This is a genomic window from Glutamicibacter sp. TV12E, from assembly GCF_052441935.1.
In the GTDB taxonomy this organism is placed as follows: Bacteria; Actinomycetota; Actinomycetes; order Actinomycetales; family Micrococcaceae; genus Glutamicibacter.
Genome location: NZ_JBQVVF010000001.1, coordinates 134,666 through 148,387 on the forward strand (window position 1 = coordinate 134,666; position 13,722 = coordinate 148,387).

15 protein-coding genes are annotated in these 13,722 nt (G+C 59.7%); 11 read left to right on the top strand and 4 right to left on the bottom strand.

The annotated features are described in order from the left end of the window. Positions 1–164: 164 nt before the first annotated feature. Genes ACT7DV_RS00595 through ACT7DV_RS00610 form a run of 4 tightly spaced genes read left to right on the top strand, consistent with a single transcriptional unit; the run spans position 165 to position 3,711 of the window. Positions 165–1,178, top strand: coding sequence for a Bug family tripartite tricarboxylate transporter substrate binding protein (locus ACT7DV_RS00595; protein ID WP_444660435.1), 1,014 nt, complete (start codon positions 165–167; stop codon positions 1,176–1,178). After that, entirely contained in the window at positions 1,175–1,678 is a 504-nt protein-coding gene (locus ACT7DV_RS00600) for a tripartite tricarboxylate transporter TctB family protein (protein WP_444660436.1), read from the top strand. The genes ACT7DV_RS00595 and ACT7DV_RS00600 overlap by 4 nt, the downstream gene beginning before the upstream one ends. Further along, positions 1,679–3,313 carry a tripartite tricarboxylate transporter permease gene (locus ACT7DV_RS00605; protein ID WP_444660437.1) on the top strand — a complete coding sequence of 545 codons (1,635 nt, stop codon included), beginning with the start codon at positions 1,679–1,681 and terminating at the stop codon, positions 3,311–3,313. Beyond that, entirely contained in the window at positions 3,310–3,711 is a 402-nt protein-coding gene (locus tag ACT7DV_RS00610) for a universal stress protein (protein ID WP_444660438.1), read from the top strand. Before ACT7DV_RS00605 ends, ACT7DV_RS00610 begins: the two co-directional genes overlap by 4 nt. Before the next feature lie 69 nt (positions 3,712–3,780). Here the strand turns inward: ACT7DV_RS00610 and ACT7DV_RS00615 are convergent, their stop codons facing one another. Both ACT7DV_RS00615 and ACT7DV_RS00620 read right to left on the bottom strand, forming a co-directional pair. Then, positions 3,781–4,155, bottom strand: a complete 375-nt coding sequence (locus tag ACT7DV_RS00615; protein ID WP_444660439.1) for a DUF4282 domain-containing protein — start codon at positions 4,153–4,155, stop codon at positions 3,781–3,783. A gap of 352 nt (positions 4,156–4,507) precedes the next feature. Further along, positions 4,508–5,212: a GntR family transcriptional regulator gene (locus tag ACT7DV_RS00620; RefSeq protein WP_444660440.1), complete on the bottom strand. Its 705-nt coding sequence runs from the start codon at positions 5,210–5,212 to the stop codon at positions 4,508–4,510. Positions 5,213–5,413: 201 nt separating this feature from the next. Here ACT7DV_RS00620 and ACT7DV_RS00625 point away from each other — a divergent pair, with 201 nt between their 5' ends. From ACT7DV_RS00625 to ACT7DV_RS00640, 4 genes are read left to right on the top strand one after another with little or no spacing between them, the layout of a single operon-like run. Then, a complete protein-coding gene (locus ACT7DV_RS00625) occupies positions 5,414–6,328 on the top strand; it encodes an ABC transporter substrate-binding protein (RefSeq protein WP_444660441.1) in 915 nt (304 codons plus the stop codon). A 6-nt stretch (positions 6,329–6,334) separates the two neighbouring features. Beyond that, on the top strand, positions 6,335–7,294 hold the full coding sequence (locus ACT7DV_RS00630) for an amino acid ABC transporter permease (protein ID WP_444660442.1): 960 nt from the start codon (positions 6,335–6,337) through the stop codon (positions 7,292–7,294). Then, positions 7,291–8,055 (top strand): amino acid ABC transporter ATP-binding protein, encoded by a 765-nt coding sequence (locus tag ACT7DV_RS00635; RefSeq protein WP_444660443.1) that lies wholly within the window; start codon positions 7,291–7,293, stop codon positions 8,053–8,055. The genes ACT7DV_RS00630 and ACT7DV_RS00635 overlap by 4 nt, the downstream gene beginning before the upstream one ends. Before the next feature lie 27 nt (positions 8,056–8,082). After that, the gene (locus tag ACT7DV_RS00640; protein WP_444660444.1) at positions 8,083–9,246 is read left to right on the top strand and encodes an alpha-hydroxy acid oxidase; all 1,164 of its coding nucleotides are present in this window, start codon (positions 8,083–8,085) and stop codon (positions 9,244–9,246) included. Positions 9,247–9,366: 120 nt separating this feature from the next. On the opposite strand, the gene ACT7DV_RS00645 is transcribed toward ACT7DV_RS00640, so the two are convergent. Then, on the bottom strand, positions 9,367–10,464 hold the full coding sequence (locus tag ACT7DV_RS00645) for a pyridoxal-phosphate-dependent aminotransferase family protein (protein WP_444660445.1): 1,098 nt from the start codon (positions 10,462–10,464) through the stop codon (positions 9,367–9,369). A 362-nt stretch (positions 10,465–10,826) separates the two neighbouring features. Between ACT7DV_RS00645 and ACT7DV_RS00650 the strand changes: the two genes are divergently transcribed. From ACT7DV_RS00650 to ACT7DV_RS00660, 3 genes are all read left to right on the top strand, one after another. Then, positions 10,827–11,369 (top strand): Chromate resistance protein ChrB, encoded by a 543-nt coding sequence (locus ACT7DV_RS00650; RefSeq protein ID WP_444660446.1) that lies wholly within the window; start codon positions 10,827–10,829, stop codon positions 11,367–11,369. Then, positions 11,369–12,538, top strand: coding sequence for an MFS transporter (locus ACT7DV_RS00655; protein ID WP_444660447.1), 1,170 nt, complete (start codon positions 11,369–11,371; stop codon positions 12,536–12,538). The genes ACT7DV_RS00650 and ACT7DV_RS00655 overlap by 1 nt, the downstream gene beginning before the upstream one ends. Positions 12,539–12,629: 91 nt before the next feature. Beyond that, positions 12,630–13,361, top strand: coding sequence for a type 1 glutamine amidotransferase domain-containing protein (locus ACT7DV_RS00660; protein WP_444660448.1), 732 nt, complete (start codon positions 12,630–12,632; stop codon positions 13,359–13,361). Positions 13,362–13,414: 53 nt separating this feature from the next. Here ACT7DV_RS00660 and rpsO read toward each other — a convergent pair whose 3' ends face one another. Then, complete coding sequence (gene rpsO / locus ACT7DV_RS00665; protein ID WP_013348393.1) at positions 13,415–13,684, bottom strand: 30S ribosomal protein S15; 270 nt, start codon at positions 13,682–13,684, stop codon at positions 13,415–13,417. Positions 13,685–13,722 lie beyond the last annotated feature (38 nt).

The window sequence follows — 13,722 nt, forward strand, 5'->3', positions numbered from 1 at the left end:
TGGGGCACTGGGCAACCTTACCGAACTTTTAGATGATCGAAATCACTGTTATTGGTTACACAATGAACAGTATTTTCTTTGAGTACGCAAGCGTGACCCAGTTCACAACATTGCCTACTGTGGAGTTACTCGCAACTCCGATGAAAGCAACGAGGCTGAAATCAATGAAAAACTTCAAATCCTTCCGTGCGCTGACGGCCCTGGCAGCCACCGCCGCTCTCGCTTTGGGGGCGACCGGCTGTGGCGTCACCTCCGAATCCTCCAACGATGACGCCACCAAGTCAGAGGGTCCCATTGCCAACCTGCGCATCATGGTTCCAAACACCCCTGGTGGCGGCTACGACACCACCGCACGTGTTGCCGCCAAGGTCATGGATGATGCCAGCCTCGCCAGCAACCCGGAAGTCTTCAACCTTGCCGGTGCCGGCGGCACCGTGGGGCTGGCCCGCCTGATCAATGAAAAGGACAATGGCGACTTGGCCATGCTGATGGGCCTTGGCGTGGTCGGCGCCAGCTACACCAACGACACCGATGCCAAGCTGACCGAAGCCACTCCCATCGCCAAGCTCATCGAAGAGCCGGGTGCGATCATGGTTTCCAAGGATTCCCCATACAAGACCATTGACGATCTGGTGAAGGCTTGGAAGGAAGACCCAAGCAAGCTCTCGGTCGGCGGCGGTTCCTCGCCGGGCGGTCCGGACCACCTGCTGCCGATGCAGCTGGCCGAAGCCGTAGGCGTTGATCCCAAGGAAGTGAACTTCGTTTCCTACGATGGTGGTGGCGATCTGCTTCCGGCCATCCTGGGCAACAAGCTGGCATTTGCCGCTTCCGGCGCTGGCGAGTACATGCAGCAGATCGAAGAGGGCTCGGTTCGCGTACTGGCCACCAGCGGCGAAGAACGCCTCGAGGGCGTTGACGCGCCAACCCTGAAGGAATCAGGAATCGACCTGGTCTTCTCGAACTGGCGCGGCCTGGTTGCCCCGCCTGAGATCTCCGACGAAGACAAGGCCAAGTGGGTCGAGCTGGTCACCAAGATGCATGATTCCGCGGAATGGAAGGAAGCACTGGAGACCAATGCTTGGACCGATGCGTTCATGACCGGCGACGAGTTTTCCAGCTTCCTCACCGATCAGGACGAGCGCGTAGCCAGCGTCCTGAAGACCCTGGGTCTGGCGTGAGCGAAGTAAGCACCGCAAAGAAGAAACGCGTCGAGCTCCTGTTCGCCGCGTTTCTTCTTATCGTCGGAATCATCGTGTTCATTGATGCGTCACAGCTGCATGTGACGTACTCCCAGGCGGATGCCGTCGGCCCTAAGGCCGTTCCCTACGCCGTCTCGGGCATTCTCATCGCGTCATCAATCGCTCTGGGCATTACCATTCTCCGCGGAAACCTGGCCGAAGGAGAAGAAGGCGAAGATGTGGACCTCAGCCAGCCATCGGACTGGAAAGTCCTGCTGCCACTGCTGGGCGTTTTCGTTTTGAATCTATTGCTGGTCAATTGGGCGGGCTGGGTCGTTTCCGGAACGATCATGTTCTTCGGTGCCGCCACGTGTCTGGGCGCCCGGCGCTGGGTGCTGACCCTGGTCATCTCTCTGGCGTTGGCCCTCGGGTCCTTCTACGGCTTCTACATGGGCCTGGGCATCAAGCTCCCAGCCGGAATACTCTCGGGGGTGCTGTAAGTGGATACGCTCAGTCTGTTGATGGATGGCTTCGCTGCGGCGCTGACTCCAGTCAACCTCCTCTTCGCGTTGGCAGGTGTCATCCTGGGCACCGCCGTCGGCGTGCTGCCCGGCATCGGACCGGCCATGGCCGTGGCCCTGCTGCTGCCGCTGACCTTCGGCATGGAGACTTCCAGCGCGCTGATCATGTTCGCCGGAATCTACTACGGCGGCATGTACGGCGGTTCAACCACCTCCATCCTGCTCAATACGCCGGGGGAATCGGCCACGGTGATCACAGCCATCGAGGGACACAAGATGGCCAAGGCCGGACGTGCCGCCCAGGCATTGGCCACTGCAGCCATTGGTTCCTTCGTGGCTGGCACCATCGGCACCGCGCTGCTGGTAACCGTGGCCCCGATCGTGGTGAAGTTCGCGGTCAGCCTCGGCGCACCGAGCTACTTTGCCATCATGGTGCTCGCCCTGGTCACTGTCACCGCTGTTTTGGGTTCCTCCAAGATTCGCGGCTTCGCGGCCCTGGGGCTGGGACTGGCCATCGGGTTGGTCGGCATGGATCCGGTTTCCGGGCAGCAGCGGCTGACCTTCGGTTTCGCGCCGCTGGTTGACGGGCTGGATATCGTCGTGGTGGCTGTGGCCATCTTCGCCATCGGCGAAGCGCTGTGGATTGCCGCGCACCTGCGCAGGAATCCTGCGCGGACCATTCCAGTGGGCGCTCCGTGGATGGGCAAGGAAGATTGGAAGCGTTCGTGGAAGCCTTGGCTGCGCGGCACGGCTTTCGGCTTCCCATTCGGCGCCCTGCCAGCTGGCGGTGCCGAGGTGCCAACCTTCCTTTCCTACGTCACGGAAAAGAAGTTGTCCAAGCATCCCGAAGAATTCGGCCATGGAGCCATTGAGGGTGTTGCCGGTCCTGAAGCAGCCAACAATGCGTCGGCTGCAGGAACCTTGACCCCGATGCTGGCCTTGGGGCTGCCGACCAACGCGACTGCCGCCGTGATGCTGGCCTTCCTGACAATGAAGGGCATCCAGCCAGGTCCGTTGCTCTTCGAGAACGAGCCGGATTTGGTGTGGGCGCTGATTGCCAGCCTGTTCATTGGCAACACGTTGCTGTTGTTGATCAACCTTCCCCTGGCTCCGCTGTGGGCCAAGCTGCTGAAGATCCCGCGTCCTTACTTGTACGCAGGAATCTTGTTCTTTGCGACTCTGGGCGCCTTCTCGGTGAACATGCAGGTGGCTGACCTCTGGCTGCTGCTGCTCATAGGCTTGCTGGGCTTCGCCCTGCGCCGTTTCGGCTTGCCGGTGTTGCCATTGATTCTTGGCGTCATCATCGGCCCGATGGCCGAGGAGCAGTTGCGAAAGACTTTCCAGCTCTCTGCAGGCAGCATCAACGGTTTGTGGAGCGAACCTCTCGCAGTGGGAATCTACATCCTCATCGCAATCCTGTTGCTGCTGCCCGTGCTGATTTCCGTAGTCCGCCGTGCCCGTGGCAAGGATTCGATCCTGACCGCCGGGTTATCCGAAGGCGGGGGAATCACCGAAGACGAGGTGGTTCAGTTCGATGCTGCTGCCACCGCGGCAAGGCACAAGGCCGAAGGCAAGCACGATCGTAGCAGCGGTACCGAAAGGGATGAATCATGACCATAGTAGTGGGCTACATTCCCTCGCCTGAGGGTGAAGCCGCCCTGGAACGGGCCATCGTCGAGGCGAGTCGCAATGATTCAAAGTTGGTCGTGGTGAATTCCTCGAAGGGCGATCAGCTGGTGGATGACCGTCTGATCGATGCGAAGCAGTTCCACGAGCTGGAGGCCAGGCTGAGTGCTGCCGGGATCAATTATTGGATCGAGCGCCGTTCCCAGGGGGCCGATGCGGCTGACCAGATCCTCCAGGTGGCACAGGCGCAGCGGGCCGAGCTGATCGTGATCGGGCTGCGCAAGCGCAGCGCCATGGGCAAGTTCCTCATGGGGAGCAACGCGCAGCGCATCCTGCTCCAAGCCGAATGCCCGGTGCTTTCCCTGAAAGCGTCTGCCGACTGGTAAGCACGAAGTACTTGAACCGATACCGACAGCGGGCCTGCACCAACTGGTGCAGGCCCGCTGTCGTTTCATTTACTGCTGGTAGGGATTTGCCGGTGGCCTATTTCCGCCGTCGGGCTTGGGCGTGTTGCCTGGGACCGGCAAGTTGCCGGCCTCCGCTGGCGGTGTTCCACCAGCCAGGCGAACCAGCTCGGCGGTATTCTGCGCAGTGCGAATCTGGGCGATCAGCGATTCAAGGCCAGCACGAGCCAGTGCCAGGTAAACCAGCGCAAACAGCGGGCCGACGATGAGCAGCATCAAGAAACCAACGGCAGTGTTAAATTGGAAACCGGTCACGACTATTCCGATATAGCCAAAGGCCAGGAAAATCATGATCAATATATAGACAATCTTGATGATTGACGGCGTGACAAACTTCCTGAATTCGAAATCAAAGAGGGCCTTCATCGCTATTCCTTACTTTCGGCCGACGAAATGAATGGCAAAGCTGACGTTACCCAATTCTTCGTCTCAGGGATAGTGGATCTAGAAAATACTCCCTACTCGCCGTGCCGAATTAGCGGATCTGTTACGGATATTTTGATACCTGGCCGGGCCCCTGGATATTCATGAAACCGATCGGAACTTGGCCTGCCTGTTGCCGGTGCGCGGCGCACCGGAAAGCCCGGCGGCAGCAGTCCGGAGAATTCCGTTCGCCCCTGGGCCCATTGCGGGCTTCGCACGTGAACAAATAATTGCCAAAAATCTCCAAGAACGGTGAGTGCGGACTGAGCAGAGGCGCCGTTTGGGCGCGGAGGGCTTACTCGGGATTCTGCTGGCTGGCAAAGCTGTGCTCTGCGCGCTGAGCGATGCCTGAGATATGCGCTTGCATGGCCTCTTGGGCAGCCGAAGGATCATCGGACCGGAAGGCCTCAATGATCTTGGTATGTTCCTCAATGGTGTGCTCGCCGCTCATGACGTTCTGCACCACCAGCCGGAAGCGCTGGATGTGCCCCTCGATGGATGAGTAGGCCCTGTCGAGGAATTCGTTGTCCGCGGCCTCGACGATTGTTCGGTGGAATAATTCGTCAGCTTTCCAGTAGGCCCGGTAGTCCGCGAAAGCTTGTCCCCCACGCGCTGCGTTGAGCTCCGAGTTGCACGCTTCAAGCTTGCTGATCAGCTCGTCGTCCTGGTGCGCGCAAGCCAGCGCGGCGATGCCCGGTTCCAGCATGGACCGTGCCACGTGCAGTTTCTGGATGTCATCTGCCGTCGGCTCGGGAGCGACGCGGTAACCGCGCAAGGCTTCGCGCCGCACCATGCCTGTTGATTCCAGGCGTGCCAGGGCTTCGCGAACCGGGGTTGAGGAAACCTGGAACTTCTTCGCCAGGCCGTCAATGCCAAGCTGCGACCCAGTAGGCAATTTGTCATCCAGCAGCAGCATCAAGATGGCGTCGAATACCTGATCTGCCAGCATCGGGCGTGCGGCAATCAGAGGTGTTGACTCTTCTGACGGCATTGCGTTCATGTTGAAATCCTATCCAACGTAAGCTCCGGACCAATCTTGCGCAACGAATCAGCGGTCAAGCTTCATAAGGCGCTCAAGCTATTGAAACTAAATCGTGCACGATGTACGGTACATGATATCGGAAAACATGACCTTCCTCACTAAATGACCACGGTCATTGTTCTGACGTTCGGACCATTTCCCCATAAAAACAGAGAGGGCATGATCATGCACTCGCACTTCAAGATCTCGTCACTGGCCGTAGCCGGACTTCTGGCACTGACACTGGCCAGCTGCTCGAACCCCGAAGCGCCGACCAGCGAATCAGGCGCCGCAACCGATGGCAAAGACGCCATCGGGGTGGAGGTCAACCAGGCTGCCCACGACGCCCTCCCCCAGAAGTACAAGGACAGCGGCAAGATGGTTGTCACCATGAGCGAAAGCTCCCCGCCTCTGCATTTCATCTCCGATGACGGGCACACCACAGTCGGCGTCGACCCGGAGCTGGCCAAATCCCTCGGTGAGGCAATGGGAGTTGAAGTCACCATTGAAAGCGGCAGTTTCGATGCCATCATTCCAGGAATATCTGCCGGAAAATTTGATCTTGTCGTCTCCCAGATGTCGCCTTCCAAGGAGCGCATGAAGGTGCTGGACTTCGTTGACTATTACCAGTCGGGCAGCGGCATCGGCGTCGCACCTGGCAATCCCAAGAAGCTTGCGGTTGATGAGCTGTGCGGCGTGAAGGTCGGCGTACTGAAAGGTTCATTCCAGGATCTCAAGCGGGTTCCGGAAGCCTCGAAAAAGTGCGTCACTGATTCCAAGCCGGCTGTCGACGTCATGACCTACCCGGACATGCAAGCCCCCATCCTCGCCTTGTCATCCGGGCGCATCGACGCAGTCTACGTTGATGGCCCGACCTTGGGCTACGCCATCAAGCAGGGAGGGAAAGTCGAACTGCTCGGCGAGAAGGATGTCACGCCCGTCAGCATCGCCTTTGCCAAGGACGCCGGGCTTGAGAAAGCCGTGCAGCTGGGTCTGGAATCCTTGACCGAAAGCGGCCGTTACCAGCAGGTCCTCGACGACTGGGGCGTAGGCAGCGGCGCTGTCACCGACTTCGCCTTCAACAAGGCCCAGTAGTTTCCGATGACTAGCATTTCAAGGTATCCGGATTCTGCCGCGGCTTCAGTCGACGAGCAGCACGAACTGCTGATGAGCCGCCCGCGGACCAGCCACAAGATGATGTGGCTGACCGCGGGGATTGTACTCGTGGCAGTGGCCCTCATAGCCACCTCGCTGATCACCAATCCCCGGTATGAGTGGGACGTGGTCTTCAGCTGGTTCGCTTCAGAAAGATTATTTTCAGGACTCGTCAATACGCTGATCCTGACTGTGATCTCCATGGCGGTCGGCATTGTGGTCGGCGTCCTGCTCGCGCTCGCCCGGCTGGCGCCGAACTACGTCATCGCATCGGTAGCTGCCTTCATGATCTGGTTCTTCCGCGGCGTGCCCGTATTTGTTCAGCTGTTGTTCTGGGGATTCATTGCAGCAATTTATCCCCGCATCGAAATGGGAATTCCGTTCGGCCCCGAATTTTTCTCGGTCGACGCAAATGCTGTAATCACCCCCTTCCTGGCCGCGATTCTCGGACTTGGCCTGAACGAGGGTGCCTACATGTCCGAGATCGTCCGGGCAGGATTGCTCAGCGTTCACAAGGGCCAGACCGAAGCCGCCAAGGCGCTTGGGATGAAGCGTGGTTTGATTCTTTGGCGCATCGTGCTGCCGCAAGCCATGAAAATCATCATCCCTCCCACGGGCAATCAGACGATTTCCATGCTCAAGACGACGTCGCTGGTCAGCGTCTTGGCCTTCCCGGAACTCTTGTACTCGGCGCAAATGGTCTACAGCTCGAATTTCAAAACCATCCCCCTGCTGATCGCTGCAAGCTTGTGGTACTTGGCTATCACCAGCCTGCTGAGCCTGGGACAGTTCTACATTGAACGCCATTTCAATCGCGGCTCGGGAAACAGGACTGAGCAAAAGCTGTCCTCGCGATTCAACCCGCTGAAAAGAAGCCAGCCAACGGTCCAGAAAGTCCAATTATGAGTGACGTCATTGCCGAAGCACGCGAAGTGCGCAAGCACTTCGGGCACCTGGAAGTGCTCAAGGGAATCAATCTCACCGTCAAGCGAGGTGAAGTCACCTGCATCCTGGGACCGTCCGGCTCGGGGAAATCCACCTTCCTGCGTTGCTTCAACCAGTTGGAAACCATGGACGGCGGATACATCAAGATCGATGGCCAACCGCTGGGTGTCCGAATCAAGAACGGCATCCTGCGCAAGCAGGCCGAAACAGAGATTGCCAAGTCGCGCGAAAACATCGGCATGGTATTCCAGGGCTTTAATCTCTTTCCGCACATGACCGTTCTGGAGAATATCTGCGAAGCCCCCATTCGCGTCAGGAAGGAAGAGCGCAAGACGGTGACCGCCCGGGCACACGAGCTATTGAAACGAGTGGGACTGTCTGAAAAAGCTCATTCCTACCCGGTGTCCCTCTCTGGCGGCCAGCAGCAACGTGTCGCCATAGCCCGTGCGCTGGCCATGGAGCCCAAGCTCATGCTGTTTGACGAGCCGACGTCAGCCTTGGACCCCGAGCTTGTCGGCGAAGTACTCGATGTCATGCGGGACTTGGCCAAAGCCGGCATGACCATGATCGTGGTGACCCATGAAATCGGCTTTGCCCGCGAGGTCGGGGACAACCTGGTCTTCATGGACGGCGGCTACGTGATCGAACAGGGCGATCCGCGCGAGGTCTTGAGCAATCCGCAGCATGAACGCACCCAGCAATTCCTCGCCAAAGTCCTCTAAACCATTCCAAATTGGAGTCTTCTCACCATGCGTAACAAATGGATTGTCAGTATCGATGACTACCGTCGAGCATCACGTTGGCATCTTCCAAAAATGATCACCGACTATTTGGATGGTGGCGCTCTCGATGAGATCACCACACGGGCCAACCGCGAAAGCCTCGACGCACTGATGCTGCGACAGCGGTCCATGGTGGACCTCAGCGACCTGCGCACCGATGCCACCGTCTTGGGCCAGCAGATCGATCTGCCATTGATCGTTGCACCCATGGGCATGCTGACCATTTTCCATCCGGGATCGGACCCAGCGGTCGCCCGTGCGGCGGTGAACGCCGGTTCGATTTTCATCCACAGCGCTTGGGCAGGGTGCGCCTTGGAAGAGGTAGCGCCCATCGCCGGCGACAAGCTCTGGGCACAGGTCGCCTTCTGGAAAGACCCCGAGGAAACCGAAAGCTACATCAAGCGCGCCCGGAATACCGGCGTCAAGACCCTGGTCGTGGCCGGCGACGTCGGATCCTCGAGCAAACGCGAAAGGGACCTGCACCACGGGCTGTCCATGCCACCGAGGCCTCCGATGGTCGACTACCTGACCACCGCCATGCGCCCGCAATGGATCTACCGCTGGCTCACCGGACGCAAAATGACCTACGGCAACTACTCCATCGACGGCCAACCGCTGCGCATGGACGAAATGAACCAGTGGATGGCCAAGAACAAGAACCCTGGAGCCAACTGGGCCGATTTCGCTCGGCTTCGCGAGCAGTGGGATGGAAATTTGGTCATCAAGGGAATCATGGATCCCGAGGATGCCGCGCGGGCCGTCGATGAGGGCGCCGATGGAATTTTCATTTCCAACCACGGCGGCCGCCAATTCGATGCCCAGCCTGCCACCATCGATGTCCTCCCCTCGATCGTTTCGGCGGTCAACGGCCGGGCGGAAATCTACCTCGATGGCGGGATCCGCCGGGGCCACGACATGGTCAAGGCCATCGGACTGGGAGCGACCGCAGTGATGGCTGGACGACCCTTCGCCTATGCCCTGGCCACCGGTGGCGAGCCAGCTGTCAGCAAGGCGTTCAAGATCCTGCACGACGAGTTCAAGGGCGCCATGGGATTTGTCGGGAAAACACGTGTTTCCGAGATTGACGAGTCCGTCTTCGCCCAGTGCAACCGCATCACCGATTACGTCTAGAATCACCGCAATACCTACAACGCCAACGGCCCGGATTCCCCGCAAAGGAAATCCGGGCCGTTGGCGCATGCTCAATGCGTCTAGTTGGCAACAAATTCTTACTGCACCCAGAACATCCGGCTACGCCTTGGCAATCGCTTCTTTCAAGGCCGCCAGCAGCAGGGCTACCGAACCCGGATTGGCGTTCGGCCCCATCATCCCGATGCGCCACACGGTGCTGGCATACTGGCCCACGCCACCGCCGATTTCAATATTGAATCGCTCCAGCAGGTAGCCTCGAACCTTCGACGAATCCACTGCCTCAGGTACATAAACGGTAGTCAGCTGCGGCAAACGGCTGCCTTCCTGGGCAAACAGTTCCAGCCCCATCTCCTGCAGGCCCTGTTGCAACAGGCTGCCGGCTTCCTGATGCCGAGCGGTTACCGCGTCCAGGCCTTCGGCGAGAATCCGGTCAATGCCAGCTTCAAGCGAAGCAACCATCGCCACCGGTGCAGTGTGGTGGTAGGTGCGCCCGCCTCCTGTGGCACCAGTGGCATACCCGCCCAGCAAGCCCAAATCCAGGTACCAGGACTGCGGCTTCTGGACCCTGCGCTCGAACGCGCGGTCCGAAATGGTGAACGGTGCCAAGCCGGGTGCCACGCCGACGCATTTCTGGGTTCCGGCGTAGCCCACATCGATCCCCCACTCGTCTGCCAGCACCGGCATGCCGCCAATGGAGGTCACGGCGTCGGTGATCAGCAGGGCATCGCCCTTGATAGCGCCCAGAGCGGCAATATCCGAAACCACGCCGGTGCTCGTCTCGGCGTGCACACCGGCAATCACGGTCGGGTTGGGGTGGGCGTCAGCCACGCGCTGGGCGTCAATCGGCGTGCCGTATTCATGTTCAACGCGCACCACCTCGGCGCCCACACGCGAGGCTACTTCGCACATGCGTTCGCCGAACAGCCCGTTGATCGCAATGACGGCGACATCACCTGGGTTGATGGTGTTGACAAAAGCTGCCTCCATGCCCGCCGAGCCGGTGGCGCTCAAGGGCAGGGTGCGCACGTTCTTCGTTCCCCACAGAGTGCGCAGTCCCTCGCCCACGCGATCCATGCGGGCAATGAATTCAGGGTCAAGGTGGCCGAGCAGCGGCAGGCCAAGGGCGGAAGTGGCTTCCGGGTACGGGTTGCATGGACCCGGACCAAAAAGGTGGCGCTGAAGAACGGTCTTGCTCATGACGGCTCGCTTTCATCTCATAGGGTTATCCCAACTGCGCTTCAGCTTATCCCGCCTCCAACTGCATGGCGAAAGGACCGATCTGAATGACATCATGTTCAGCTCCGTTCCGCGATTCCGCCGCGTTTGCCCAACTGGCAGGCAGGCCTGGTCGCGTGGACGCGCCAGCTGCGCACTTCACGGTGCTGGTTCGACGCCCTTGGTGTGAGGGAGCCCAAGATGGGACAAGGCCAGCGCCACTGGCTCATGGATTGCGGCGGCAGCCCAAACGGTGGCCCGGACTCATCCGGGATTCAGCAGGACTATCCGAGAGTCCTAACCTGAAACAATTTGCAGATGTAACAACTGTTACTCTAGAAACTGTGACTGACACCATTAAATGGCTGGTACTGCTAGTGCAGGTGCCCGCCGAACCATCCCGGCATCGCGTGGCAGTCTGGCGCCAGTTGCGCAAAACTGGTGCGGCTCCGATCCACTCCGGCTCCTGGGTCATCCCCGATGCGCCTGCCTTCACCGAGGGCATCGAGCGAGCCAAGGAGCTGTGCCGGAATGCCGGCGGAAGTTTCACCATCCTGCACGCCTCGCCTGACGATGCCCAGTCCACCCACGCCCTGGATAGTGCCTTCCGCGCGGCACGCGTTGATGAATGGAATGAATTCCTGGGCGACTGCAACAAACTCATGCAGGAAATCGCCAAGGAAATATCTATCGAGAAGTTCACCTATGCCGAGCTGGAAGAAGAAGACCAGAGCTTGGAACGGCTGCGCCGATGGTACCGGGAACTGAAGAAACGCGATGTGCTCTGGCTGGAAGAAGCCGTCCAGGCCGATGAAGCGCTGCGCGCTGGATCGCTCGCGTTGGAAGAGTACGCCCGTCTGGTCTATGCAGCCGAAAACGAAATCTGATGGCCACGAATACACTGGGAAATTCCAGAATTGCGCCACTGTATGCCGCCGGGTTCACCACCGCTTTTGGCGCCCACAGCATCGCGGCGGGCCTCGGCTCCGAATTTGAATCGCTGGGCAGCAGCCTGCTTGCCTTGGGCATCCTACTGGCGGTCTATGATGTCGCCGAGGTCATCCTCAAGCCGGTCTTCGGCTCCTGGAGCGACCGCATCGGTGCCAAGCCGATCATTCTCGGCGGTCTCGCCGCGTTCACCCTGTTCTCGTTCCTCGGGGTCTTTGCGCATGGTCCTCTCGCTTTGGGGCTGGTTCGACTGGGCCAAGGAGCCGCGGCTTCGGCCTTCTCGCCGGCAGCTTCCGCCGCCGTGGCCAAGTTGTCCGGCAAAAGCACCGGACGCTATTTCGGCCGCTACGGAGCGTGGAAAACCCTTGGCTATGTCTGCGGTCCGCTGCTCGGAGCGGTGTTGATCTGGTGGGGAGGATTCCCGGCCTTGTTCATGTGCATGACCGCGATTTCGCTGGCAACCGCTGTCTGGGTCGGCGTGAGCATGCCGAAGCTGCCTGTGCTTCCCAAGGTCCGCTACACCCTCAAGGACCTGGCGCGCCAAATCTTGGAGCCCGGCTTCCTGGTGCCCACGATGGTTCTGGCTGCATCGACCGGAGCGCTGGGGACCGCCGTGGGATTCCTTCCGTTGATGGGCACCAACGTGGGGTTGAACAGCGTGCAGAGCATGGGCGTGGTTTCCCTGCTGGCGATCAGCTCGGCATTGATCCAGCCGTGGGTGGGCAAGCTGAAGGACCAGTCGCGCCTGTCTTCTCTCACCGGCATGGTGTCTGGGCTTGTGCTGATCGCTGCCGGGCTTGCCCGCGCAGCCCTCTGGCCTGCTTTCCTCTCCCTGCTGGCCTGCGCTGTGCTGTCCGGGGCAGGAATCGGAATCACCACGCCACTGGGCTTTGCCCATTTGGCCGCTTCGACCCGCCACGACCGCATGGGAAGGACCATGGGTTCCGCGGAGCTGGGAAGGGAGCTGGGCGATGCCGGCGGCCCCCTCCTGGTCGGTGCCATCGCTGCCGCCATCAGCCTGTCGGCAGGATTATGGACGCTGGCTTCGGCAGTTCTGGCCGTTGCGCTCCTAGCCCTCGGGCTGCTCCGAGCCCCTAAAGCGCTGTGAACCGTGGCACTTGCTGGCAACGGGCTGCAATGGCTTGCGGCTTCGCATTGAATGTACAAGGGTGGGAGGACGAGTCTGAAAGGAGAATCCCGTGAAGAAAATCCTCATGGTTCTGACCAGTGTTTCAGAGATGGGCGAAAGCAAGGAACCCACCGGCTACAACGTCGCAGAAGCCTCGCATCCTTGGAAGGTGTTTCGTGATTCCGGCCATTTTGTCGACTTCGCCTCCATCAAGGGCGGCCAGCCGCCGCGTGACACCGTGGATCAGGACGATCCGATCCAGGTCCAGTTCACCACGGATGAAACGACCCGTGCCGGCTTGTACAACACAGCCAGGGTCGGAGTAATTGATCCCGAACAATATGATGCCGTGTATCTGGTGGGCGGCCACGGAACGATGTGGGATTTCCCGAACAACGAAGGCCTGCAAAAGCTGGTCGGCGCAATTTACAACAAGGGCGGGGTGGTCGGCGCGGTCTGCCATGGTCCGGCCGGGCTGCTTGACGTCGAATTGCATCACGGCCTGAAACTGCTCAGCGGCAAGGATGTTGCGGCATTCACCAACGACGAGGAAGTCGCGGTGGGCAAGGACAAGATCATCCCGTTTTTCCTCGCCGACAAATTGGCAGAGCAAGGGGCCAACCACATTGCGGCAGAAAATTTCGCGGAGAACGTCCAAGTCTCCGAACGCCTGGTGACCGGGCAGAACCCGGCCTCTGCGGCGGGCGTTGCCAAGGAAATGGAAAAGCTGCTGGCCGAGGCGATCCACCAGGAAAAGGCAGCCGAGGCGCGGGCTGCTGCTGAAGCCGAAGATTCCGAATAAAGAAGATCCCGGTTCCTTCAGAAGGAACCGGGATCAACTTGAACTGCTGGGGACTACTTGCGCAGGCCCAGACGCTCGATCAGCGAACGGTAACGCTCGATGTCGGTGTTCTTCAGGTAGCCGAGCATGCGACGACGACGACCAACCAGGGCCATTAGGCCACGGCGGGTGTGGTGGTCATGCTTGTGCATCTTCAGGTGCTCGGTCAGGTCCGAAATACGGCGGGACATGACGGCAATCTGAACCTCAGGTGAACCGGTGTCACCCTCGTGGGTAGCGTAAGCCTTGATGATTTCGTTCTTGATAGTGGCATCCAATGCCATAACAAACTCCTAGAGTTGGACCGCGTTCATAAGTCGGT

Bases quoted from the DNA above. Each gene is read 5' to 3' on its own strand.
- ACT7DV_RS00645 (WP_444660445.1), bottom strand. From the start codon at position 10,464: ATGAGCAAGACCGTTCTTCAGCGCCACCTTTTTGGTCCGGGTCCATGC.
- ACT7DV_RS00640 (WP_444660444.1), top strand. From the start codon at position 8,083: ATGCGTAACAAATGGATTGTCAGTATCGATGACTACCGTCGAGCATCA.
- rpsO (WP_013348393.1), bottom strand. From the start codon at position 13,684: ATGGCATTGGATGCCACTATCAAGAACGAAATCATCAAGGCTTACGCT.
- ACT7DV_RS00630 (WP_444660442.1), top strand. From the start codon at position 6,335: ATGACTAGCATTTCAAGGTATCCGGATTCTGCCGCGGCTTCAGTCGAC.
- ACT7DV_RS00625 (WP_444660441.1), top strand. From the start codon at position 5,414: ATGATCATGCACTCGCACTTCAAGATCTCGTCACTGGCCGTAGCCGGA.
- ACT7DV_RS00595 (WP_444660435.1), top strand. From the start codon at position 165: ATGAAAAACTTCAAATCCTTCCGTGCGCTGACGGCCCTGGCAGCCACC.
- ACT7DV_RS00620 (WP_444660440.1), bottom strand. From the start codon at position 5,212: ATGAACGCAATGCCGTCAGAAGAGTCAACACCTCTGATTGCCGCACGC.
- ACT7DV_RS00610 (WP_444660438.1), top strand. From the start codon at position 3,310: ATGACCATAGTAGTGGGCTACATTCCCTCGCCTGAGGGTGAAGCCGCC.
- ACT7DV_RS00615 (WP_444660439.1), bottom strand. From the start codon at position 4,155: ATGAAGGCCCTCTTTGATTTCGAATTCAGGAAGTTTGTCACGCCGTCA.
- ACT7DV_RS00655 (WP_444660447.1), top strand. From the start codon at position 11,369: ATGGCCACGAATACACTGGGAAATTCCAGAATTGCGCCACTGTATGCC.
- ACT7DV_RS00635 (WP_444660443.1), top strand. From the start codon at position 7,291: ATGAGTGACGTCATTGCCGAAGCACGCGAAGTGCGCAAGCACTTCGGG.